22 protein-coding genes and 1 pseudogene are annotated in these 23,428 nt (G+C 58.0%); 15 read left to right on the top strand and 8 right to left on the bottom strand.

Features of this window, described 5'->3' with window-relative positions; all coding sequences use genetic code 11:
* Both ACR0A1_RS20420 and ACR0A1_RS20415 read right to left on the bottom strand, forming a co-directional pair.
* A pseudogene (locus tag ACR0A1_RS20420) lies at positions 1-233 on the bottom strand (hypothetical protein); the annotation flags it as partial.
* A gap of 54 nt (positions 234-287) precedes the next feature.
* The gene (locus ACR0A1_RS20415) at positions 288-1,001 is read right to left on the bottom strand and encodes a uroporphyrinogen-III synthase (protein ID WP_480869035.1); all 714 of its coding nucleotides are present in this window, start codon (positions 999-1,001) and stop codon (positions 288-290) included.
* Positions 1,002-1,098: 97 nt separating this feature from the next.
* Between ACR0A1_RS20415 and tsaD the strand changes: the two genes are divergently transcribed.
* The 4 genes from tsaD to ACR0A1_RS20395 are packed head-to-tail and all read left to right on the top strand — an operon-like array spanning position 1,099 to position 3,848.
* Positions 1,099-2,196 carry a tRNA (adenosine(37)-N6)-threonylcarbamoyltransferase complex transferase subunit TsaD gene (gene tsaD, locus ACR0A1_RS20410; protein WP_480754857.1) on the top strand — a complete coding sequence of 366 codons (1,098 nt, stop codon included), beginning with the start codon at positions 1,099-1,101 and terminating at the stop codon, positions 2,194-2,196.
* Positions 2,193-3,155 (top strand): NAD(P)H-dependent glycerol-3-phosphate dehydrogenase, encoded by a 963-nt coding sequence (locus ACR0A1_RS20405; RefSeq protein ID WP_480869033.1) that lies wholly within the window; start codon positions 2,193-2,195, stop codon positions 3,153-3,155. The genes tsaD and ACR0A1_RS20405 overlap by 4 nt, the downstream gene beginning before the upstream one ends.
* A gap of 1 nt (position 3,156) precedes the next feature.
* Positions 3,157-3,426: a YciI family protein gene (locus tag ACR0A1_RS20400; RefSeq protein ID WP_170397914.1), complete on the top strand. Its 270-nt coding sequence runs from the start codon at positions 3,157-3,159 to the stop codon at positions 3,424-3,426.
* Complete coding sequence (locus tag ACR0A1_RS20395) at positions 3,426-3,848, top strand: EVE domain-containing protein (RefSeq protein WP_170397911.1); 423 nt, start codon at positions 3,426-3,428, stop codon at positions 3,846-3,848. The genes ACR0A1_RS20400 and ACR0A1_RS20395 overlap by 1 nt, the downstream gene beginning before the upstream one ends.
* 222 nt (positions 3,849-4,070) lie before the next feature.
* Here ACR0A1_RS20395 and ACR0A1_RS20390 read toward each other — a convergent pair whose 3' ends face one another.
* A complete protein-coding gene (locus ACR0A1_RS20390) occupies positions 4,071-4,412 on the bottom strand; it encodes a DUF2853 family protein (RefSeq protein WP_170397892.1) in 342 nt (113 codons plus the stop codon).
* A gap of 191 nt (positions 4,413-4,603) precedes the next feature.
* On the opposite strand from ACR0A1_RS20390, the gene ACR0A1_RS20385 reads away from it, so the two are divergent.
* The gene (locus ACR0A1_RS20385) at positions 4,604-5,251 is read left to right on the top strand and encodes a DUF899 family protein (RefSeq protein WP_480869030.1); all 648 of its coding nucleotides are present in this window, start codon (positions 4,604-4,606) and stop codon (positions 5,249-5,251) included.
* Positions 5,252-5,255: 4 nt separating this feature from the next.
* Here ACR0A1_RS20385 and ACR0A1_RS20380 read toward each other — a convergent pair whose 3' ends face one another.
* The 3 genes from ACR0A1_RS20380 to ACR0A1_RS20370 form a co-directional block, all read right to left on the bottom strand.
* Entirely contained in the window at positions 5,256-6,005 is a 750-nt protein-coding gene (locus tag ACR0A1_RS20380) for an extensin-like domain-containing protein (protein ID WP_480869028.1), read from the bottom strand.
* A 13-nt stretch (positions 6,006-6,018) separates the two neighbouring features.
* The gene (gene ahcY, locus ACR0A1_RS20375; protein ID WP_480754864.1) at positions 6,019-7,407 is read right to left on the bottom strand and encodes an adenosylhomocysteinase; all 1,389 of its coding nucleotides are present in this window, start codon (positions 7,405-7,407) and stop codon (positions 6,019-6,021) included.
* A gap of 103 nt (positions 7,408-7,510) precedes the next feature.
* Positions 7,511-7,825 carry a hypothetical protein gene (locus ACR0A1_RS20370; RefSeq protein ID WP_170397881.1) on the bottom strand — a complete coding sequence of 105 codons (315 nt, stop codon included), beginning with the start codon at positions 7,823-7,825 and terminating at the stop codon, positions 7,511-7,513.
* Positions 7,826-8,031: 206 nt separating this feature from the next.
* Between ACR0A1_RS20370 and ACR0A1_RS20365 the strand changes: the two genes are divergently transcribed.
* The 3 genes from ACR0A1_RS20365 to ACR0A1_RS20355 all read left to right on the top strand — a co-directional run bounded on the left by ACR0A1_RS20365 (position 8,032) and on the right by ACR0A1_RS20355 (position 10,543).
* On the top strand, positions 8,032-8,625 hold the full coding sequence (locus ACR0A1_RS20365) for an HD domain-containing protein (protein ID WP_170397878.1): 594 nt from the start codon (positions 8,032-8,034) through the stop codon (positions 8,623-8,625).
* 74 nt (positions 8,626-8,699) lie between these two features.
* Positions 8,700-9,524: an FkbM family methyltransferase gene (locus ACR0A1_RS20360; protein ID WP_480869025.1), complete on the top strand. Its 825-nt coding sequence runs from the start codon at positions 8,700-8,702 to the stop codon at positions 9,522-9,524.
* Between the two features lie 53 nt (positions 9,525-9,577).
* A complete protein-coding gene (locus tag ACR0A1_RS20355; protein ID WP_480869023.1) occupies positions 9,578-10,543 on the top strand; it encodes a glycosyltransferase family 2 protein in 966 nt (321 codons plus the stop codon).
* Between the two features lie 47 nt (positions 10,544-10,590).
* Here the strand turns inward: ACR0A1_RS20355 and ACR0A1_RS20350 are convergent, their stop codons facing one another.
* On the bottom strand, positions 10,591-11,145 hold the full coding sequence (locus tag ACR0A1_RS20350; protein WP_039542641.1) for an ActR/PrrA/RegA family redox response regulator transcription factor: 555 nt from the start codon (positions 11,143-11,145) through the stop codon (positions 10,591-10,593).
* An 87-nt stretch (positions 11,146-11,232) separates the two neighbouring features.
* Positions 11,233-11,850: an SCO family protein gene (locus ACR0A1_RS20345; RefSeq protein WP_170397869.1), complete on the bottom strand. Its 618-nt coding sequence runs from the start codon at positions 11,848-11,850 to the stop codon at positions 11,233-11,235.
* A gap of 92 nt (positions 11,851-11,942) precedes the next feature.
* Here ACR0A1_RS20345 and regB point away from each other — a divergent pair, with 92 nt between their 5' ends.
* The 7 genes from regB (at position 11,943) to addA (ending at position 23,378) form a co-directional block, all read left to right on the top strand.
* Positions 11,943-13,334: a sensor histidine kinase RegB gene (regB, locus tag ACR0A1_RS20340; RefSeq protein ID WP_170397866.1), complete on the top strand. Its 1,392-nt coding sequence runs from the start codon at positions 11,943-11,945 to the stop codon at positions 13,332-13,334.
* 64 nt (positions 13,335-13,398) lie between these two features.
* Positions 13,399-14,907, top strand: a complete 1,509-nt coding sequence (locus ACR0A1_RS20335) for a PAS-domain containing protein (RefSeq protein ID WP_170587322.1) — start codon at positions 13,399-13,401, stop codon at positions 14,905-14,907.
* Between the two features lie 40 nt (positions 14,908-14,947).
* Complete coding sequence (tsaE, locus tag ACR0A1_RS20330) at positions 14,948-15,418, top strand: tRNA (adenosine(37)-N6)-threonylcarbamoyltransferase complex ATPase subunit type 1 TsaE (protein WP_480869021.1); 471 nt, start codon at positions 14,948-14,950, stop codon at positions 15,416-15,418.
* On the top strand, positions 15,415-16,419 hold the full coding sequence (locus tag ACR0A1_RS20325; protein ID WP_170425366.1) for a phosphotransferase: 1,005 nt from the start codon (positions 15,415-15,417) through the stop codon (positions 16,417-16,419). The genes tsaE and ACR0A1_RS20325 overlap by 4 nt, the downstream gene beginning before the upstream one ends.
* Positions 16,416-17,102 carry a nucleotidyltransferase family protein gene (locus ACR0A1_RS20320; protein ID WP_480869019.1) on the top strand — a complete coding sequence of 229 codons (687 nt, stop codon included), beginning with the start codon at positions 16,416-16,418 and terminating at the stop codon, positions 17,100-17,102. The genes ACR0A1_RS20325 and ACR0A1_RS20320 overlap by 4 nt, the downstream gene beginning before the upstream one ends.
* Entirely contained in the window at positions 17,095-20,022 is a 2,928-nt protein-coding gene (gene addB, locus ACR0A1_RS20315; RefSeq protein WP_480869017.1) for a double-strand break repair protein AddB, read from the top strand. The genes ACR0A1_RS20320 and addB overlap by 8 nt, the downstream gene beginning before the upstream one ends.
* On the top strand, positions 20,019-23,378 hold the full coding sequence (gene addA / locus ACR0A1_RS20310; protein ID WP_480869015.1) for a double-strand break repair helicase AddA: 3,360 nt from the start codon (positions 20,019-20,021) through the stop codon (positions 23,376-23,378). The genes addB and addA overlap by 4 nt, the downstream gene beginning before the upstream one ends.
* Positions 23,379-23,428 lie beyond the last annotated feature (50 nt).

Raw genomic sequence — 23,428 nt, 5'->3', positions numbered from 1 at the left:
GCTTCGGCTTCGGCTTCGGCTTCGGCTTCGGCTTCGGCTTCGGCTTCGGCTTCGGCTTCGGCTTCGGCTTCGGCTTCGGCTTCGGCTTCGGAAGTCAATTCGTCCGCAGTGTTATCCGCGTCAACGGATTTCTCATCCGAGACTGCATCACTTTCGGTCTCGGCGGCTTCTACCACCTCTTCGACGCTGGGGTCTTCGACCGGTTCCTGATCGGGTTTCTTCTTATCAGCCACCGCGTTAATCCCCTTATCGATTCCCAAAACACATGAACAACAGACTAACCCAAGTTAATCTGCACCCGGCGCGCCCTCAACCCGCATCACGTGTTTCACGAGTTTTTTCACGGCTTTCTGCATTTTGTCCGGGGTCGGTTCATCCGCGATCTTCAGCCGCTCGAAACTCAGTGTTTTAAGGGGTTCCGCTGTGGCTTCGCTGATCGCGGCCAGCCACAGAGGCGCGGATCCGGCCCAGACATCGGCAAATTGTCGCGCTGTGCGGGGCGAAAATAGCGGGGCGATGATGGGCTGATCACCCTCGGCGGCGTGGGAAGCCTCATCACTCAGCGGCAAAAGCTGTTGCCGATAAATCGGCTGTTCGCGGGTGGTCAGCCCGGATTCAGTCAAACGCGCGGCGACGTTGCCACGGCTGTGTTCTCCGCGCAGATGTAGCAGCGGGCTGTTTGGCTTGAGTTTGAGCAGATTGGCCACCAGCCCTTCGGCCGTCGCACCCAGCATCTGAGCATCCCACCCAGCCGCCTGCGCTGCCTGCGTGGTCACCGGACCAACGCAATAGGCGGGCAGGCTGCGTTCCACATTCAATAGGGCGGCGGCGTTCACGCCATTTGCCGAGGAAAAGATCAGTCCAGCAGAATCATCGGACTCAACCATGACACCCAGCGGTTCGATCTTTAACAAGGGTGAATGGATAACCGCGACTTGCGACCGAATGTGGTCCGGCAGTTGCGCAACGAACCTGTCCGAGGCGGCGCGAGGGCGGGTCATCAACAAATACAACGGTCGGCGCCTTCGGCCTTGGGATTGTTTGCATCCGCGCGGGGTGATACCCCGCTTGGCAATCATGATGCAACGGATCAGGCCTATGGTGCAAACACTTACCGTCCTTGGACTGGAAAGCAGCTGCGACGATACCGCAGCCGCCGTTGTGCGGCAGGGCACAGGCGTAGCGGCCGAGATCCTGTCATCCGTGGTGCATGGCCAGACTGAGTTGCACAGCGCCTATGGTGGCGTTGTGCCTGAGATCGCAGCGCGTGCGCATGCGGAAAAGCTGGATATTTGCATCAAACAGGCTCTAACACAGGCCGAAATTGGCTTAGATGATCTGGACGCTATCGCTGTCACCGCCGGTCCCGGCTTAATTGGCGGCGTAATATCCGGCGTGATGTGCGCAAAGGGCCTAAGCGCAGCAACCGGGTTGCCGCTAATCGGGGTGAACCATTTGGCCGGGCACGCGCTGACACCAAGACTGACCGACGAGATTGCTTTTCCCTACCTGATGCTGCTGGTCTCGGGTGGTCACTGCCAATATCTGATCGCTCATGGACCGGAACAGTTTACCCGCCTTGGGGGGACGATCGACGATGCCCCCGGTGAAGCCTTCGACAAGACCGCCCGTCTGTTGGGCTTACCCCAGCCCGGTGGCCCCTCGGTCGAGGCTGAGGCGCGCGCGGGTGATGCCAAACGTTTCCGCTTTCCCCGGCCCCTTCTGGATCGCCCCGGATGTGACCTGTCTTTTTCGGGACTCAAGACCGCGCTGATGCGGATGCGGGATAAGGTCGTAGCCGAAAAAGGGGGGCTGACCCGACAAGATCGCGCTGATCTGTGTGCCGGTTTTCAGCAGGCTATTGTTGATACCTTGGCTGAGAAAACCCGCCGCGCGATTGCCCAGTATCTTGAGACATCACCGTCAGAACCGGTTATTGCCGTTGCCGGAGGTGTCGCAGCAAATTCCGCTATTCGCGCAGGATTAGAGACTGTTTCCGCGGAAATGGGCGCCCGATTTACTGCCCCTCCGCTGGCTTTGTGCACTGATAATGCCGCAATGATCGCCTATGCGGGTATGGAACGATTCCGCACCGGTGCACGAGATGGGTTGGATCTGACGGCGCGGCCCCGCTGGCCCTTGGATCAAACCAGCCCTGCAATGCTGGGTAGCGGCAAAAAAGGGGCCAAGGCATGAGCGTGACCGTCCTTGGTTCTGGCGCATTTGGAACCGCTCTGGCGATATCTTTGGCGGGCAATGGGCCTGTAACTCTCTGGTCACGAGATGCCGAGCAAGCAGCGCAGATGCAGCACGGGCGCGAGAACCCGCGACGATTGCCTGGCGTTACATTGCCCGCCAGTGTTTCAGTGACAGCTGAATTAGAACAAGCGGCGCAATCCGATGTGTTGTTACTGGCCGTTCCAATGCAAAAGCTGCGCGATGCGTTGACGCAATATACCGGCGAACTGGGCGGCAAGGTTTTGGTGGCTTGCTGCAAGGGGATCGAACTGTCCACGGGGCTGGGTCCCGTTGCAGTCATCCGTCAAACCGTTCCGGACGCACTTCCGGCCTTGCTGACTGGCCCCAGCTTTGCCGATGATATCGCGCGCGGTTTGCCTACGGCGTTGACGCTGGCTTGTGATGATGCCGAACTGGGTGAAGCGCTTCAGCAAGAGCTGACAACTGCCAATCTGCGTCTTTATCGTACCGCCGATACCATCGGGGCAGAGCTAGGTGGAGCGCTAAAGAATGTGATGGCTATTGGTTGCGGCGCGGCCATTGGTGCAGGGCTTGGCGATAGCGCCCGCGCTGCGTTGATCACGCGCGGATTTGCCGAGATGCAGCGCTTTGCCGCCCAGCGCGGGGCACGGCCCGATACGCTGATGGGGCTATCGGGGCTGGGTGATCTGGTTCTAACCTGCTCATCCGAATTGTCGCGAAACTATCGTTTTGGCCTTTGTTTGGGTCTAAACAAGCCATTTGACACCACGACAACCGTCGAAGGTGTCGCCACTGCGCAGGCCATGTCCGAAATCGCAGCGAGCGAAGGGTTAGACATGCCCATCAGCGCAACGGTGGCGAAACTCAGCAGCGGTGCCTACAGTGTCACCGACGCGATTCAGGCCCTGCTGGGTCGCCCACTCAAGGAGGAATAATATGCTCATCGCCCTGATCGCCCGGGATAAAGCTGGTGCCCTACAGACCCGTCTGGACAACCGCACCGCCCATCTGGCTTACATTGAAGAAACCGGTGTTGTGGCGCAGGCCGGGCCGTTACTGGACGGCGATGCGATGATCGGATCGCTGGTCATTCTGGATGTCGAGAATCTGGCCGCCGCTGAGGCCTGGGCCGCAAATGACCCCTACGCGCTGGCCGACCTGTTCGACTCGGTTGAATTGATCCCGTGGAAAAAGGTCATCGGCTGATGGCGTATTGGCTGTTCAAATCCGAACCCTCGACCTGGAGCTGGGATCAGCAGGTCGGCAAGGGGGACGCGGGCGAGGAATGGGATGGGGTGCGCAACTACCAGGCCCGCAATTTCATGCGTCAGATGCAGATTGGTGACCGGGGTTTTTTCTACCACTCGCAAAAGGACAAGGAGATTGTCGGCATTGTCGAAGTCTGTGCCGAGGCCCATCCCGACAGCACAACCGATGATGAGCGTTGGGAATGCGTGGATATCAAAGCCGTCCGGTCTTTCACAATCCCGGTCAAACTGGATCAGATCAAGGCGGATGAGCGTTTGGGTGAAATGGTTCTGGTCAAGAATTCACGCCTTTCAGTGCAGCCGGTCAGCGATACAGAATGGCAGTTGATCTGCGCTTTGGGCGAGACAGAGGCGGATTGAATGAAAAGGGAAGGCCCTGACGACTTCAGAACCTTCCCTACCCCGCGTGCTCCCAAGCTCACCACACGCATACGGAAATCTATTGGTTCTGACCGTCCTGGTCATGACCTGACCTTAGCCGATTTCAGAACCGCGCTTCAAACGCCAAGTATTTAGAGTTTCAATCAAATACAAAACACCCGCCGGTAAGACCGACGGGTGCTGTAATGGTTCTTGGCTGGATCAGCTATAGACCGATTCTTTGCCGAAATGCTTGGTCAGCATGTAATAGACGACAGCGCGGTACTTGTTACGCTCGGACATGCCATAGGTCTCCATGGCCTTGTTAATCCCTTCCATCAGTTCGGGACCATCCGACAGGCCCAGCTTTTTGATGAGGAAGTTGTTCTTGACCGTCTCAAGCTCGCCTTCCTGGCTGGCCGCCACTGTCGACGCATCCGCGTCATAGATCGCCGGACCGCAACCGATGGTGACCTTGGTCAGCAGGTCCATATCGGGGTCCATCCCGCATTTGCCTTTTAGATCTTCAGCGTATTTGGCGATCAATTCGTCGCGTTTGCCCATGTCCCAATCTCCTTAATCCATTGTCACGGAACTTTTTACCGATGCACGAGAGACTAGCCTTGTCGGCGGAATTCCCAAAAGGGAAAAATCACAAGGTTTCCCCCTAGGCTGAACTTCGCGGGACTCGGTGATTTGATTTTTTCAGATTTATTATTTAACATTTTTGTTAATTATGATTCCCGGAGGTCCCCATGCCCGTAACGTTACCGAATGAAACCACCGAATATCGGTTAGCTCGTAATGCACTTCTATCCGCCGAGCGGGACCTGAGAGCAAAGGTTGAAGAGGTCGCGGCCTTGCGCCGTTCTCTTCCAACCGGAGGCAAAACCCCTAACGATTATGCGTTCCGAGATCTTGCAGGCGAGGGTGCGCCTATGTCGTCGCTGTTTGGCGACAAGGATACGCTGATTATCTATTCGCTGATGTACGGACCCGACGCGGAACGCCCCTGCCCTATGTGTTCGGCGTTTCTGGACGGGCTGAACTCTCAGGTTCATCATCTGAAGCAGAACGCCTCGGTCGCCGTAGTGGCGCAGAATACGCCCGAAAAACTCTCGGCGCTCAAGGATGAGATGGGTTGGAGTGCGCTGCCGCTCTATTCTGCACTAGGGACGAATTACCAGAGCGACTATCTGGCCCAGACCGAAGGGGGCGATCAGCTTCCCATCCTGAATGTCTTTCAACAGCTCCCTGATGGCATTCATCACTTCTGGAGTTCCGAGCTGTTCTTTGAACCCAGCGACTGGCATCCCCGGCATGTGGATGCAGCTTGGCCTTTGTGGAATGTGCTGGATTTCACACCACAGGGCCGCGGCGATTTTATCCCACCTCTACGCTGAGGTACTATCGGCAGTAGCCCCAGCCGGGCCCCTGCAGGTGGAAGTGATCGGCATGTAAGCGGTTGTAATCAGGGCCAAGCACCACGCGGAACCAGTCACAGGCTCCGCGCCAGATCTGGCGCAGAAAATCGGCCTCGGGCCCGTCAGCGTCCCAGTCAGCCAGCAGGTTCAAGCTGCGCCCGTCCGAGAGATCCATTCCGACGATGTCGATCGCGTCCGCAGTGGCGTGACTGCTCCAACCATTGTCTTGTCCTTGCGCGGTGCGCATCCGGCGGCAGTTATAGCTGCCGATCTGGCGCAATCTGCTGACGGAAGTCCCCAGTAGTTGCTGCGCAGCGGGTTGCACAACATGGTGTTCCCACATGACAAGCCGCAAAGTTGTGGCACACCGGGTCTCGACTGCAGTGACGCGGGCGTTCACCAGACCGGACAACCGGCCGCGTCCCTCGATTCCGCAATTCTGGTCCTCCACCAGATCGTCCAGCGGATCAAACCGAGCTCCAGCCTCGGCCAAGGCTGCACGGCATAAAGCGTCATCCGCCAGTGCGCGGTTCAACTGGTAAGGGGTGACCGGGGTGACCGGGGCCGTCACGTTCAGATCACGCAGCGGGTTCCAGTGCGGGGGTACAGGCGTATTGGGATGGGCAAGCAGCCACCATACGCCGCCGCCCAACACGGTCAACAGCGTTAAGAGGCCAAAAAGAAAAGACGCCGCCGAAAGCAGGATTCGGCGGCGTCCAGAAGCTTTGGTCATGCGTCTTTCGCACTTAGTAGCGGTAGTGTTCCGGCTTATAGGGGCCTTCGGGTTTCACGCCGATATAGGCCGCCTGATCGCTGTCCATCTGGGTCAGCTTCACGCCGATCCGGTCCAGATGAAGACGGGCAACTTTTTCGTCCAGATGCTTGGGCAGGATGTAGACTTCGTTCTTGTATTCATTGCCTTTGGTGAACAGCTCGATCTGGGCCAGGACTTGGTTGGTGAAAGAGGCCGACATCACGAACGAGGGGTGACCGGTGGCGTTGCCAAGGTTCAGCAAGCGACCTTCGGACAGCAGGATAATGCGGTTGCCCGAGGGCATCTCGATCATGTCCACCTGTTCCTTGATGTTGGTCCATTTGTGGTTCTTCAGGCTGGCTACCTGAATTTCGTTGTCGAAATGGCCGATGTTGCCGACGATCGCCATGTCCTTCATCTCGCGCATATGCTCGATGCGGATCACGTCCTTGTTGCCGGTGGTGGTGATGAAGATATCCGCGTTTGCGACTTCGTCTTCCAGCAGGGTGACTTCGAACCCGTCCATGGCCGCTTGCAGCGCGCAAATCGGGTCGACCTCGGTCACTTTCACGCGGGCGCCTGCGCCACGCAGCGAAGCCGCCGATCCTTTGCCCACGTCACCATAGCCGCAGACCACGGCAACCTTACCGGCCATCATGGTGTCGGTGGCGCGGCGAATACCGTCTACCAGCGATTCCTTGCAGCCGTATTTGTTGTCGAACTTCGACTTGGTGACCGAGTCGTTCACGTTGATCGCCGGGAACGGCAGGTGGCCATCTTTCACCAGCTGATACAGGCGGTTTACACCGGTGGTGGTTTCTTCAGAGACGCCTTGGATCTGGTCGCGCATTTTGGTGAACCAGCCCGGAGACGCGGCCATGCGCTTGGCGATCTGCTTCTTGATCACCTCTTCCTCTTCCGAACCAGGAACGGGGATGATGTCCTCACCCGCTTCGGCGCGGGCACCCAGCAGGATATACAGCGTCGCGTCGCCGCCATCGTCCAGGATCATGTTGGGGCCTTCGTCGAACAGGAAGGATTTGTCCAGGTAATCCCAATGCTCTTCCAGCGTCTGGCCCTTGATGGCGAAAACGGGAATACCAGCCTCGGCAATCGCCGCCGCCGCGTGGTCCTGCGTTGAGAAGATGTTGCACGACGCCCAGCGCACATCAGCGCCCAGCGCCACCAGCGTTTCGATCAGAACGGCGGTTTGGATGGTCATATGCAGCGAACCGACGATCCGCGCGCCTTTCAGCGGCTTGCTTTCGCCATATTCGGCGCGCAGGGACATCAGCCCCGGCATTTCCGTTTCAGCGATATCCAGTTCCTTGCGGCCAAACCCGGCCAGCGAAATGTCCTTAACGATATAGTCCCCGGCCATCAGGTTCTCCACTCCGGTAAATCTTGGTCCGGGCTGCCCCTAGCATTCCTTGGGACAGGAGGCAATGTGGATGGCCGGAAACAGGAAGTCTGGTGACAAAATATCAGCTTGGCGTACCCTCTGCCTTGATTTTGGGGATCGCTTCAAAAAAATCAGTGCCAACGGCGACAATACAACTCATGCCGTTCGCCTGGGTCACCAAAACGGTATAACTTCCCGTTTCCTTCGAGGTCCAAACCTCCATGACCGTCTGCCCGCCACGTGATTTCTGAAGACCGCCAAAGGTTAATTCCTCGGAGTAATTGTCTTGCAGTTTGGTAATCACGTGCTCGCGCTCTGCGCAGTTCTGGGCAAAGGCAGGTGGCGCGGTTGCGGCCATTCCGAAGGTCAGGGTTATTGCAAACAAACGCTTGAACATAGCAAGCTCCTTTCGATACGAGTTTCGTTTCGAGAGGGCGCAACTGGGAGGAGTCAGCACCCCCCTCAGTCCTTGATGTCGGGATCGTATCGCGCAGGTTCAAAGCACGAATGCTCAAGAAATTGTTGGCAGCATGTGATCCAGACAGATACATCATACCACAAGAACGCGAATTGAACGTGTCCCAGTTCACAAGGCATGGTAAAATGGCAACACAACCCAGAGCGTGGCAAAGAATGCTGTCGGGCCGTCGGCTGGATTTGCTGGACCCGACACCCGTGGATATCGAGATCGAAGATATCGCGCACGGGCTGGCCTTTGTGGCGCGGTGGAACGGTCAGACCAACGGGGATTTTGCCTATTCCGTGGCCGAGCATTCCCTGCTGGTGGAAGAGCTTTTTGGCCGCATCGCACCAAATGCACCGACGAAATGGCGGTTGGCGGCACTGTTACACGATGCCCCCGAATATGTGATTGGTGACATGATCTCTCCGGTGAAATCCGCCGTTGGCCCGGATTATGGTGATTTAGACGACCGGCTGGCTGCTGCGATTCATATACGTTTTGGGTTGCCCGCCGTGGTACCAAAAACAGTGAAACGCCAGATCAAGAAGGCGGACAAGATCAGCGCCTGGATGGAGGCGACGCAGATCGCGGGTTTTTCTGATACCGAAGCATCAAAGTTCTTTGGTCGTCCGGACAAGGCAATATTAGAGGGGTTGCAGATCAAACTGCGTCCCCCGATTGAGGTGCGGCAGGCCTATACCGCGCGGCATCAGGAATTGTTGGGCAGCATTTAGGTCGCCAATAGATCAGGAGCTCGGCCTATGCTAATTTTCCGCTAAAACAAGACCATAATCGGACGCAGGTTCAGATGAGCGACGCAGACAGCCAGATACCGGTCACGAACGCGCAGATGGAATATGCCAACGCGTGTTTACGTGAAGCGTACAATCTGACAGGCCGAGGGCGGGTGCGCAATCTGATCCGAAAGTCACTGCTGCCACAGTTGATCGCCTACCGGGGCATTCGAATCCACCTGCACCCTTATGACAATTTCAGCGAATTCTCTCTTTGGCAGAAGGGCCGGTCTCCGGAAGAGCTTGAGCTGAATTGGCTGAAAGAAAGCTTTGCGGGGAAGACTCTCAAGGTTTTGGATATCGGGGCAAATTTTGGTCTGTATTCACTTTTCTTGTCGTCAATTCTTAGCCCGGACTCCCGGATTCATGCGTTTGAGCCTAATCCGACACTAGCCGAACGCCTCAGCAATAATTGCTCTCTGAACGGATTTGGCAACGTGGAGCTGAACACTTTCGCGATCGCGGGCGAAACTGGTGAGGCGACGCTTATTATAGAAAAGCGGGGCGACACGGCCACCAATCTTGGTCAGGCGCGTTTGGCAATCGACCCAGCGTATCTGGAGCTGTCAAAATACGATACGATTGAGGTGCGGACCCGAACACTGCTTGAGCTTACACATCTGCATGATGCCGATTTTGCCAAGCTTGATGTTGAAGGGCACGAGCCGAACATTCTTATGCCTTTTCTTGAAAGCGCAGAAGATGCAGCGCTTCCCCAATACCTACAGCTGGAAACCGTGAATCTTGGTGATAGCGCCGAACGCCTGTTTGCCTCACTTTCTGATCGTGGCTATGAAAATGCCTTTCAAACTCAACGTAATATCATCTTCAGAAGATAGGCCGTGCAAGGAAGAATCGCGATCATGATCAAACCCACTCAAGCCAAGCCGATATGAAGGTCGGGCTATTCTCCTGCGCCAAGGATGAAGGGCCGTTTATTCTTGAGTGGGTCGCGTATCATCTGCTGGTCGGATTTGATCCTATTCTGATTTACAGCAATGACTCGACAGACGGCACCGCCGAGCTGCTTGATGCGCTGGATAAAAACGGGGTTATTTCCCATGTTCTGCAAGATCTGAAACCCGGGCAAGTACCACAGCATACAGCGGCGGAAACGGCCTATGCGCATCCTTCGCTTAACGATGCCGATTGGCTGATGTGGCTTGATAGCGATGAGTTTCTTTTCTGTGCAAACGATGAAAATCAGGTCGCAGGTCTCGTCGAACGCTGTTCCGGTTTCGCCGAAGGCGTCGCGGTGAATTGGTTGATCTTTGGAAATGGGGGCAACTACAAGTGGGAACCGGGGCTGGTCACGCAACGATTCCTAAAGCGTGCCGATACAGATCATAATTTGCATCGCTACTTCAAAACGCTTTTTCGAAAGTCTGATAAAATACGGGGGTTTGGCCTGCACCGGCCCTACTTGCGACCGGACTTTCGAAACGATGGATCGCAATTTGTAAATGCTGCGGGCCTGCCGATGCACGAACACATGTATCGTTCGGGATTGCGACGAAGACATGCGCTGGGTGCCGCGCCCGAGCATCTGTCTACACACGATTGGGCTGCTGTCATTCACTACCCGGTGAAAACGCGAGACAGTTTCGCGCTCAAGCGGCAGCGCGGGCAAGGCACGAAAGCGACAGATGCACCCAACCGGTCCAGCCGGTTTCGTGAAAGGTATTGGAACAAGTACAACCAGAACAGCGTCGTGGATGATCGAATGCTGGCGATGGGCGGCAAGCTGCAGGCAAAGGTTGATGAGTTGCTGTTATTGCCTAAAGTAGAGTGCGCGCACTCTGCCTGCCTTAAGAATTACGCGCTGAGGCTCCAAACTCAGGCTCAACCCGCGCCCTGAAGGTAGTTTGGAACGGCCCGGGAAAACACACTATTAAGTTTACTGGTCTACCTTGGACTACGCTTCGCCAGAATCCGCTGCAACGTCCGGCGGTGCATGTTCAACCGGCGCGCGGTTTCCGAGACGTTCCGGTCGCACAGCTCATAGACGCGCTGGATATGTTCCCAGCGGACGCGGTCGGCGCTCATGGGATTCTCAGGCGGCGGGGGCAGTTCATCGCCCTTGGCTAGCAGAGCATTGGTGATGTCGGTGGCGTCGGCAGGTTTGGACAGGTAGTCCGTGGCCCCGATCTTGACCGCAGCAACGGCAGTGGCGATAGCACCGTATCCGGTCAGAACAACGACCCGGCTGTCGGGGCGTTTTTCGCGCAGCACTTCAACCACGTCCAGCCCATTGCCATCTTCAAGTCGCAGATCAACCACGGCATAGGCAGGTGGGCGGGCTGTGGAAATGGCGCGGCCTGCGGCGACGGAACCCGCGGTTTCAACCTCGAATCCGCGTTTTTCCATGGCCTTGGCCAGACGTCTCAGAAACGGCTCGTCATCATCTACCAGCAGCAGCGATTTGTCGGGGCCGATTTCAAGCTGGGAACTGTCTGCCATATGTGGGTCTTTCCGCTATTTCATGCCTCTTGGCTTAAACATGAGTAATAGCAGCGCCATTCCAAAGGTCAAACCGACTGTTGAGGATCAGGCCTGATCAAGGAAGCAGCCAATCTTGTCCGCCATCTGCTCGGCCGTTTCATCGCGTTTGAAAAATTCCAGAAACCCGTCCTCGGGCGTCATCAGATAGGTAAAGGTCGAGTGGTCGACCAAATAATACTCATCGCTTTTGTCTTGGGCCTTGTAATAGGTCTTGTACGCCTTGCTGGCTGCCTTGATCTGCTCAGGCGATCCGGTCAGGCCAATCACGCGTTCATGCAGGTTGAATGCGAAATCGCCCACAACCTCGGGGGTATCGCGATCCGGGTCTATCGAAATGAACAACGGCGTCACCGACTGACCGCGCTCTGCCAGCAAATCGATCGTGTCGACATTGCGCGACATGTCAAAGGGGCAAACATCCGGGCAGAAGGTATAACCGAAGTAGACAAGCGTGGGCTCGGTGATCACATCCTTGTCGGTTACCGTCTCACCCTTGGCGTTAAGCAGTTCGAACGGCCCGCCGATCGCCGCGCTCCCGCCCGCGATCTGAGACGAGCGGCACTGCGCGTATTTGTCGTCCGCGCCGCCCCGCGTCAACAGCCACATGGCGCCAAGACCAATTGCAAGAACAACAGTTGCGAGAATAGCATAAAGACGAACCATGGCGCGTATCCTGATACGAAAGGGGATGTTGATCGATTCTGCCGGGACACCTATCAACATGTCGGACCGACGCAATAGGACATAATCGACAGATGACGAATTCCAACACCAGTCTTTGGCGTGGGCAGGAGCGCAGTACCTGGATCAGGCTGCGCACGCTGATCCTGCTGCGATGGGTCGCCATTATCGGCCAATTTACGGCCATCACGGTTGCACAGAAATATTACGACGTTCAGCTTGAGCTGGCATTGTGTTATTTCGTCATCGGCATTTCGGTGATGGGTAACCTCACGGCGATTCTGTTGTTTCCCGAAAACAAGCGCTTGTCGGAATTCGAGAACTTCCTGATGGTGCTGTTCGATCTGCTGCAGCTGTCGATCCTGTTGTATCTGACGGGGGGGCTAAACAACCCGTTTGCGCTGCTGTTGCTGGGCCCGGTGACGATTTCTGCAAATGTAATGAGCACCCGCTCGACCCTGATCATCGGCAGCGTTGCGGTGATCCTGACCACGTTGCTGGCGCAATTCCACCTCCCGCTGAGAACCAATCTGGGGTTGGTGCTGGATATCCCCGATATTTTGCTGTTCGGAAACTGGGCGGCGATTATCATCGCCATCGTTTTCATCGGCGCCTATTCGCACCGCATCAGTTCCGAAGTTCAATCGATGTCTGAAGCGCTCTCGGCCACCCATATGGCGCTGGCGCGCGAGCAAAAGCTGACTGATCTTGGTGGTGTGGTGGCCGCAGCCGCGCATGAGTTGGGTACGCCGCTGGCAACGATCAAGCTGGCCAGTTCAGAACTGATCGAAGAGCTGGACGACCGGCCTGAGCTGATGGAGGACGCAGCCTTGATCCGCGAACAGGCTGACCGCTGCCGCGACATCCTGCGCGATATGGGCCGAGCTGGGAAAGATGATTTGCACCTGCGTCAGGCGCCTCTGTCCACCGTGATCCATGAAGCGGCAGAGCCACATATCAATCGTGGTAAAGTGGTGCATTTCGACGAAGGACCAGTTGCGGATGGCGATGTGCAGCAGCCCTCAATCCTGCGCAAGCCCGAGATCATTCACGGGCTGCGCAACCTGATCCAGAACGCAGTGGATTTTGCCCAGTCGACGGTCTGGGTCGAAGCTGAATGGACCTCTGACCGGATCAGCGTTTCGATCATGGATGATGGTCGCGGCTATCCCTCCCACATCATAGGTCGGATTGGTGACCCGTTCATGCGCCGCCGCCGCGCCGATCGCAGTAGTCGGCCGGAATACGAAGGCATGGGGCTAGGTCTGTTCATCGCCAAAACCCTGCTGGAACGCAGCGGTGCCGAACTGAGCTTCGCCAATGGCGCGGACCCTTATCAGACCCTGACTGACCAACCGGACCGCAGGGGGGCGATCGTCAATGTCGTTTGGCCGCGCAAGCTGATCGACGCGCAAACCGGGGACACTCCGGTTCCCTCGGGCGCCAACCAACCGTTCCAGATCTGAGTTAAGACCCCGTTAACCATTGTTGTTCATATAGATTCAAACGTTTTACCCGGGGGTTGGAGCAATGGCCGAATGGATCGTTCTGGCCGCAATCAGTGTGGTTTCGGCCAGCTTTGCGATATTGTGGCTCTTGCCACGCCATCAGGCCAAAACAAGAGATTTCGGGCTGTCAGCGCCCGGAGCGCTGTTCGATGTTGTCTTCCTGTTCGATGGCGACCGGTTGATCAGCCACTCCGATATTGCGCTGGCAGGTTACGAATCCGTCAGCAACTGGGCTGATCTGCGGCGTTTGCTGCAACGTGATTTTCCCGCTTTCCCCGAAACGCCCGAGATTGTCCGGTCCGGGGGCAACATCGCCGTTTCAGCCATCGACTGCACAGTCGAGCGCGAGGTTCTGTGCGAGTGGATCGACGGTATCATTCGGGTTCAATTACGTGATCTGACGGGGACCATCCCTGCGCCACGCCGTGACCAGCGCGATCCAATTCGTTTGGCGATGGAGCAGGCGCCCTACCCTGTTTGGCTGATAGATCACCGTGATAAGGTGGGCTGGTGCAATGCGGCCTATGTACGGTTGGTTCGCAAGATCGCGGGACCGGATGCTGATCTGACGGACCCTCTGTTTCCTTCTCACAAGGACGAGGCGCAGCTGAGCCGAAAAACACGCGTCTCGATTCCGGTCCGGGACAGCGATGCCAAGCTCTGGTTTGACCTGACCCAGGTCGCACACGAACAGGATCAGTTGTGTTACGCGGTCGATATCAACGCGATTGTCGAAGCCGAGACAGCACAGCGCAAGTTTGTGCAGACCATGACCAAAACCTTCGCGCAGCTCTCCATTGGTCTGGCGATCTTTGACCGCAACCGGCAACTGGCCCTGTTCAATCCAGCGCTGATCGATCTGACCACCCTGCCACCCGACTTCCTGAGCCTGCGCCCAAGCCTGTCCAGCTTTTTTGACCGGCTTCGCGACCAGCATATGATGCCCGAGCCTAAGAACTATCGCAGTTGGCGGCGCCAGATGAACGACCTTCTGGAGGCGGCACAGGACGGGAACTATCAGGAAACCTGGTCGCTGCCATCAGGATCGGTCTATTCCGTCAGTGGTCGCCCGCATCCCGATGGGGCCGTGGCTTTCCTGTTCGAAGATATCACCGCCGAAATCACACTGACCCGACGGTTCCGCGCTGAAACGGACCTTATGCAATCCATTCTGGACAAGCTGGCTGATGCCATCGCGGTGTTTTCGGATGACGGTTCGCTGGCGATCACAAATTACGCCTATCAGGTGTTGTGGGGCGACAGCGGCGAAGTAGGATTCGAACCAGCAACGGTGCTGGAAATCACACGCCAATGGCAGGAGCACTGCACCGCCACGCCGATCCTTGGCGAGATCCGCGAATTCGTCACCGCGCGCGAGAATCGGGCCGAATGGTCGGCTGAACTGATCCTAAAATCCGGCGGCTCTTTGAACTGCACGGTCAGCCCCATGCAAAACGGGGCAACAATTGTCCGTTTCGCCTCGGACAACCCGGTCAGGAACATCACGGAAATACAAAAAATCAGCGCGTGAACCGGTTGCAGCCGACCCGGCGCAGGTTCATTGTGACGCCATGAACGCACCGCTGACTCTGACCTCGAAATCCCCATTCGACACTGCTGAAGTTGCCACCAAACTGGGAGGCGCATTGCAGTCTGGCGATACTATCCTGCTTGAAGGTACCATCGGCAGCGGCAAAACCCATTTCGCACGCGCATTGATTCAATCTCTTCTGTCCGCTCCCGAAGATGTGCCTTCGCCGACCTTTACTCTGGTTCAGGTTTACGAGACGCAGCTTGGAGAGGTCTGGCATTCAGACCTCTATCGTCTTTCTGCCGTGGAAGAGATCGAAGAGCTAGGGCTGGTCGACGCCTTCGACGCCTGCATTTGCCTGATCGAGTGGCCTGAAAAGCTGGGTCCTCTGACGCCAGAGCCGGCCTTACTGATCCGGTTCACCACAGACGCCAACGAACAAGATACGCGACAACTTAAGATGTCGTGGACAGACCCGAAATGGAACGCCAAGCTGGAGGGGATCCAATGACGAACCGGGCCATTCTGGCGGAAGCCTTGATCGCGCAGACACCATGGAACGGCGCACGGCATACGCCTTTGGCAGGTGATGCCTCGAACCGCCGGTACGAGCGTCTGACCGACCCTGCCACCGGCCGGACCGCCGTTTTGATGGATGCTCCGCCCGACAAGGGCGAAGCTGTTGAACCCTTCGTGCGTATGTCGAAATACCTGCGTTCCATTGGGTTGAGTGCGCCGGAAATCTACGCCGAGGACTGCGAATACGGGTTTCTGTTGCTCGAAGATTTGGGCGACGATCTGTTCGCACGCGTCTTGCGGGACGATCCGACGCTTGAGCGCACGCTGTATGACGCCGCAACCGATGTACTTGTCCATCTTCACGCGGCGCCGACGCTTTCGCTCGACAGTTACGACCCCGCTATGATGACCGAATTGGCGGCGCTGTCGTTCACGAAATATGCACAAGGCATTCTTGGATCGCACGACGACGAGGCCCGCGCCCGGTTCGAGCTGCGCTTTGCGGATATCCTGCACCGAGAAACCGGCGGAACGCGGGTTGTTGTGCAACGCGATTACCACGCAGAAAACCTGATCTGGCTGCCCGAGCGCGAAGGTCTGGCGCGTGTCGGTCTGCTGGATTTCCAAAGCGCGATGCTGGGGCATCCCGCCTATGATTTGATGTCACTGCTACAGGATGTGCGTCGGACTGTGCCCGCCGGGATCGAGATGAGGATGATCGACCGCTATATCACCGCAACCGGCGTCGATGGGCATGATTTCCGCACCGCATATGCTGTTCTGGGCGCACAGCGTAACCTGCGCATTCTGGGCGGTTTTGCCCGGTTGGCGACCGATTATGGAAAGCCACACTACGTCGACCTGATCCCGGCTGCGTGGGCACATTTGATGCGCGATCTCGAACATCCCGCGTTGGTGCCGGTGGCAGACCTGTTGCGCAGCGCCCTGCCCGCCCCAAACCCCGAGAACCTGGCAAAGCTGAGGGCGCAATGACCGGCACCCCCCAAGCTGCAATGCTGTTTGCCGCGGGCTTTGGTACTCGCATGGGTGCCCTGGCCAAAGACCGGCCCAAACCGCTGATCGAGGTGGCCGGGCGGCCCCTGATTGATCACGCACTGGATCTAGTCGATGCGCTCAGGCCGTTGCGGGTTGTTGCCAACCTGCACTACCACGCTGATCAGTTGGCTGATCATCTGGCGGGCTGCGACGTTATGATATCGCGGGAAGAACCGCGCATTTTGGATACTGGTGGTGGGCTGCGCGCAGCGCTACCTCTGCTTGGATCCGATCCCGTATTCACCTTGAACAGCGACGCGATCTGGGCTGGGCCCAACCCGCTGAATTTACTGAAGGATCAGTGGAATCCGGATAAAATGGATGCGCTGCTGATGTGCGTTCCAGTTGGGCAAACCCTTGGCCACACAGGCCCTGGTGACTTCACTCAGGACAGCACAGGGCGGATCGTCCGCGGTGCAGGTCTTGTTTACGGCGGGGTACAAATTCTGAAAACCGAAGGGCTACATGACATCGCTGAGGACGTGTTTTCATTGAACGTATTGTGGGATCGAATGCTGCAGCAAAAGCGCCTGTTCGCACTGTCTTACCCCGGTCGCTGGTGCGATGTGGGGCGTCCCGAGGGTATTGATCTGGCCGAGGGGCTGATTGCCGATGTTTGAGCCCAGCGCCCTGCCCCGGGTCTTCGCCGTTCCTCCGGGCGCGGATTTTCCCAAGGTGTTGGTTGACGGGCTACATGAGCGGTTTGTGGGGCAGCCGCCCGACGCGCTGGCCCGGGTGCAACTGGTGATCAACACCCGCCGGATGGCGCGCCGGGTGCGCGATCTGTTTGATCAGGGTCCCGCTTGCCTTTTGCCACGCCTCTCTTTGGTCACCGATCTTGGCGAAAGCGCCGATCTGGCGCAGATCCCACCCGCAATCCCGTCTCTGCGTCGCAGGCTGGAGCTGACGCAGCTGATCGCAAAACTGCTAGACCAGCAACCCGATCTGGCGGCCCGGTCCTCGCTGTTCGATCTATCTGACAGCCTGGCCGGGCTTATCGACGAGATGCAGGGCGAAGGTGTCTCTCCCGATGCGATCAGGCAACTGGATGTCAGCGACATGTCCGGCCATTGGGCGCGGGCACAGGCCTTTATAGGCATCGCTGATCAGTTCATGGAATCCGGTTCGGAGGCGCTGGATGCGCAGGCCCGACAGCGGCGCGTGGTCGAGAACCTGATCGCGCGCTGGGAGGCATCGCCGCCCGAACATCCTGTCATTCTGGCAGGCTCTACCGGGTCTCGCGGGACCACCCTGATGCTGATGCAGGCGGTCGCGCGTCTGCCTCAGGGGGCGCTGGTGTTACCCGGCTATGATTTCGACCAGCCTGAACATGTTTGGCACAATCTGGATAACCCGCTGACATCCGAGGATCATCCTCAATACCGGTTCCGCAAGCTGATGCTTGGGCTAGGGCTTGGCCCGGATCAAATCCGGCCATGGACCACGGATCAGGCCCCTTCACCTGCCCGTAACAAGCTGATTTCGCTTGCATTGCGCCCTGCCCCGGTCACCGACGCATGGATGACTGAAGGCCCGCTCCTGCCCGACCTGAACGGTGCGACCAAGGATGTGACGCTGATCGAGGCACCCTCGCCCCGGGCCGAGGCCTTGGCCATTGCGCTGCGCCTACGGCAGGCGGCCGAGACCGGCCAGACCGCCGCGCTAATCACCCCCGACCGGATGCTAACCCGGCAGGTCAGCGCCGCACTGGACCGGTGGAATATCCTGCCCGATGACAGCGCGGGCCTGCCACTGCAGCTGTCTCCGCCCGGGCGGTTCCTGCGCCATGTCGCCTGGCTATTCGCGCACCGCCTGGATGGCGAGGCTCTGCTGACGCTGCTCAAACACCCACTGTGCCATGACGGGGGCGACCGGGGCAGCCACCTGCTGCATACCCGCGATCTTGAGCTTGACCTGCGTCGCTATGGCCCGCCCTTTCCCGACAGCGCCAGCCTGACCGCTTTCGCCATTCGTTCTGAAGCGCCCGAGGACTGGGTCCGCTGGGTTACCGAGACTTTTTGCCATCAATACGACCCCGCCGAAAAGCCACTGTCGGACTGGGTCGCCCGGCTTCGCACGCTGGCCGAGATGATCTCGGCAGGTGCAACCGGTGAATCTGGCACATTGTGGGACAAGAACGCGGGCCAGAAGGCGCTTGCGGTGATCTCCACTTTGGAAGCCGAAGCACAGCATGGCGGCGCGATGACCGCCCATGACTTTGCCGAACTTCTGGGCGCGTTGTTGGCAGGTGAAGAAGTCCGCGACCGTGATGCACCTCACCCGCATCTGATGATCTGGGGCACCCTGGAAGCGCGCGTTCAGGGTGCGGATCTGCTAATTCTGGGTGGCTTGAACGAAGGCAGCTGGCCCGAGGCTGCGGCGCCCGACCCCTGGCTGAACCGTCAGATGCGCAATGAGGCCGGTCTTTTACTGCCCGAACGCAGGATCGGCCTGTCCGCGCATGACTTCCAGCAGGCGGCAGGTGCGGCAGAGGTGGTTTTGACCCGCGCTACCCGCTCGGATGATGCGGAAACCGTACCATCCCGTTGGCTGAACCGCATGACCAACCTGTTGCTAGGCCTGCCTGAACAGGGTGGAACTAGCGCGTTAGAAGCAATGCAAGCGCGGGGCCAACGGTGGTTGGATTGGGCAGAGATGCTGGAACATGCACCCCGAATCGCACCCGCGCACCGCCCGTCGCCACGACCACCCGTCGCGGCGCGGCCACGGCGGCTATCGGTGACCGAAATCATACGCCTGATCCGCGATCCATACGCCATATATGCCCGACATGTCCTGCGATTGAGACAACTGGACCCGCTGGTTCAGGCGCCAGATGCCCTGCTACGCGGTATCGTCATCCACGAGGTGATGGAACAATTCGTGCGCGACAGCGTTCTGGATCCGGCTTTATTGACCCGAGAAAATTTCCTGAAACGCGCCAAAGCTCTGCTGGACGACCACGTTGCGTGGCCAACTGCCCGAAAGCTGTGGCTGGCGCGGCTAGAGCGGATTACCGATAGCTTTCTATCCGCCGAGATTCAGCGCCGCACCGATGGCGGGCCTGTGGCTTTTGAGGTTGGGATGCGCCTGGCGTTGACGCCGCTGGACTTCACCATTGCCGGACGTGCCGACCGAATCGATCGAAGCGGGCAGGGGGCCTTGCGTATCATCGACTACAAGACGGGCACTCCGCCGACGGAAAGTCAGCAAGCCAAATTCGACAAACAACTGCTGATCGAAGCTGCAATGGCCGAGCAGGGCGGTATCGAAGGATTCGATCCGCTTCCCGTTGCACAGGCGATCTTCATTGGCATGGGCGGCACCTATAAAGAAGTGCCCGCACCGCTGCAGAAAGAGCCGACCGACAAGGTGCTGACCGAACTGAAAGAGCTCATATCAGCCTATTTAGAGCCTGATCAGGGGTTCTCTTCACGCAGGATGCTGCACAAGGACACAGATATAGGGGACTATGATCACCTCGCCCGGTTCGGCGAGTGGGATCGTTCAGCGGAAACCGAACCGGAGGACCTGACATGACCCCCCGCAATGATGCCACCGAACGGCAGGTTCAGGCCGCGCGCCCGGACGCCTCAACCTGGCTGGCGGCCAATGCGGGCTCGGGCAAGACCCGGGTGCTGACCGACCGGGTGGCGCGGCTGTTGCTGGATGGCGTACAGCCGCAGCATATCCTGTGCCTGACCTATACCAAGGCCGCGGCCAGCGAGATGCAGAACCGGTTGTTCAAACGTCTTGGCAAATGGGCAATGTTGGGCGACGGCGACCTTCAGGCTGAGTTGGTCGAACTTGGCGTACCAGGCCTGATCGATCCCGACCGGTTGGCGCAAGCACGGACACTGTTTGCCCGCGCCATCGAGACACCCGGTGGCCTGAAAATCCAAACGATCCACTCCTTCTGTGCTTCGCTGCTGCGACGGTTCCCGCTTGAGGCGGGGGTCAGCCCTCAGTTCTCCGAAATGGAAGACCGGGCTGCGGCGTTGCTGCGCGAAGAGATCATTGAAAGTTTTGCCGACGGCCCTCAGGCCGAATTGATCGAAGACGTTGCCCGCTTTGTCACCGATACCGGTTTTGACAAACTGACTGCCGCTGTTGCGCAGAAACGAAATCAGTTTGAACATGTGCTGCAATGGCCGGACATTCTGCAACGGTTTGATCTGCCCGAAGGTTTTGATGAACAGGTCCTGCTGCGTAACGTGTTTCTGGGCGGTGAGGTCGAACTGATCCAGTCCATTTTGCCCGCGCTTTCGGAAAGCGGAGGGAACAATGCCAAGGCCGCCGACAAGCTTGTCGGTTTTACCGACGCCCGGCTGAGCAAACTGACGATACTTGAAAACGTTCTATTGACGGGTAAGGGCGCGAAAGAGCCCTTTGCCGCAAAACTCAACAGCTTTCCAACCAAGGCGCTGCGTGAAGGGGTGCTGGCAGATCGGATGCCCCAGCTCGAGGCCCTGATGCTGCGGGTCGAAGCCGCGCGGGAACAACGACTGTCGCTGGTTGCGGCCCAGAAAACCCATGTATTACATCGCTTTGCCGCGGCCTTCCTTCCGGAATACGAGCGGTGCAAGCAGGTGAGGGGTTGGCTGGATTTTGATGACCTGATCCTGCGCGCACGTCAGGTGCTGAACGACCCAGCGGTCGCAGAATGGGTGCTGTACCGGCTCGACGGTGGCATCGATCACATTCTGGTGGACGAGGCGCAGGACACCAGCCCGGATCAATGGGACGTGATCGAAAAATTGGCTCAGGAATTTACCAGCGGGGAAGGGGCCCGATCCGGAGTTGAGCGCACGATCTTTGTGGTTGGTGACAAGAAACAGTCGATCTATTCCTTCCAGGGCGCCGACCCGCAAGCCTTTGACCAGATGCAGGCCGAATTTGGGCGGAAACTTCGAGAATCAGGCTCTAAACTGTGGGATTCAACGCTGGAATATTCGTTCCGCTCGTCCAGCGCGATCCTTGGGCTGGTCGATATACTGTTCGAAAACCATGTAGAAGCCGGGTTCCACAAGGATGCCTTACACCGGGCATTCAAGGCCGATCTTCCTGGGCGCGTCGACCTATGGCCGGTGATCGAGAAGGTTGAAGACGAGGATGACAGCGATTGGACCGATCCCGTTGATCGACCCGGCGCACGGCATCACACCGTCATTCTGGCAGAACAGGTTGCCCGGTCGATCAAGGATATGATCAGGGATGGCGCCACCATTCCCGATGATGGCGATGCGTCGGGGACATTTGTCCGGCGCAAAGTGCAGCCCCGCGACTTTCTGATCCTTGTCCAACGCCGCTCGGACCTGTTTGCCGAGATCATTCGCGCCTGCAAAAGCGAGGGCCTGCCCATCGCGGGGGCGGATCGCCTGAAGGTGGGCGCGGAACTGGCGGTCAAGGATCTGGCTGCTTTGCTGAGCTTTCTGGCCACACCCGAAGACAGCCTATCACTGGCGACAGTCCTGAAATCCCCACTGTTTGGCTGGACGGAACAACAGTTGTTCGATCTGGCTCATCGCAGGGAGGAAACTTATCTATGGGCAGCGTTGCGCAATCGTGCCGAGGAGTTCCCGGTAACGCTTGCGATTCTGAACGACCTACGCGGTCAAACCGACTTTCTGCGTCCTTATGATCTGATCGAACGTATCCTGACGCGCCATGACGGGCGACGCAAACTGCTGGGCCGGCTTGGGGCCGAGGCTGAGGATGGTATCAACGCGTTACTGTCGCAGGCGCTGGCCTATGAACGGACAGATATCCCAAGCCTCACCGGTTTTCTGGTCTGGATGCAAACCGACGATCTGGAGATCAAGCGCCAGATGAGCGGTGTCGGCAATATGATCAGGGTGATGACCGTTCATGGCTCAAAAGGATTGGAATCACCGATCGTAATCCTGCCGGACACTGGTAAACGACAGCCACCACGAGATGCCGAGATCATGATGGCGGGCGATACTCCGTTTTGGAAAGTGCCTTCTGATGCCTCACCTGCATTGATCGCAGCTGCGCGCCAAGAAGCCAGAACGCGCGAGGAGAATGAGCGGCTGAGGCTTCTATATGTGGCTCTAACACGGGCAGAAAAGTGGCTAATAGTGGCGGCCGCCGGGGATGTAGGCAAGGATGGCAACAGTTGGTATCAGATGGTTGAGGCCGCGATGGCGCGGGCAGGGGCTACTCATGTTCCCGGCACCCAGACCCTTCGACTGGCGCATGGAGATTGGGAGGCTTTGCCTGCCGTTGAACAGGGCAGCATCCCGCACAACGAACAGCATTTGCCTGTATTTTTTGACCACCCCGCGCCAAATCTACCCGCGCCAGCCGAAACGCTCAGCCCCTCTGATCTAGGGGGTGCGAAGGCCTTGCCCGGAGATGCGGGGCAGGATGAAGAGGCGGCGAAACGACGCGGATCGCAGCTGCACCTGTTGCTCGAACATCTTCCTGCTGCCGCACAGGATCAATGGCCGCAGCTTTGCGCACGGCTTCTGGCCGATATGCAAGATGTTGAGCGGCAAGATCTGCTGACTGAGGCCACATCGGTGCTGACGGCCGAATATCTGAAACCGGTCTTTGGCTCGGATGCGCTGACCGAGGTTTCGGTCTCTGCCGATCTGAACGGCACACGAATGCATGGGGTCATCGACCGGCTGATTATCACGGATAAAGAGGTGCATGTAATTGATTTCAAATCCAATGCGACTGTTCCGACCGGGCCAGAATCCTGCCCCGAAGGGCTGTTGCGCCAGATGGCGGCCTACGCCCATGCCCTGTCGCAAATCTATCCCAATCACAGTATCCGCACCGCTATCTTGTGGACGCGAACCGCGCACCTGATGTGGTTGCCACACGATATGGTGACGGACGCCCTGACACCGAACCCTATATCTTGACCTTGCCCGGTGCCGCACCTAGGTTCTGAGCCCAAGCATTCCCAGTCAGG

The organism is Ruegeria sp. D6 (assembly GCF_056534365.1).
Note: the sequence above shows the minus strand (reverse complement) of the source record. Positions and strands in the feature narration are given on the sequence as shown.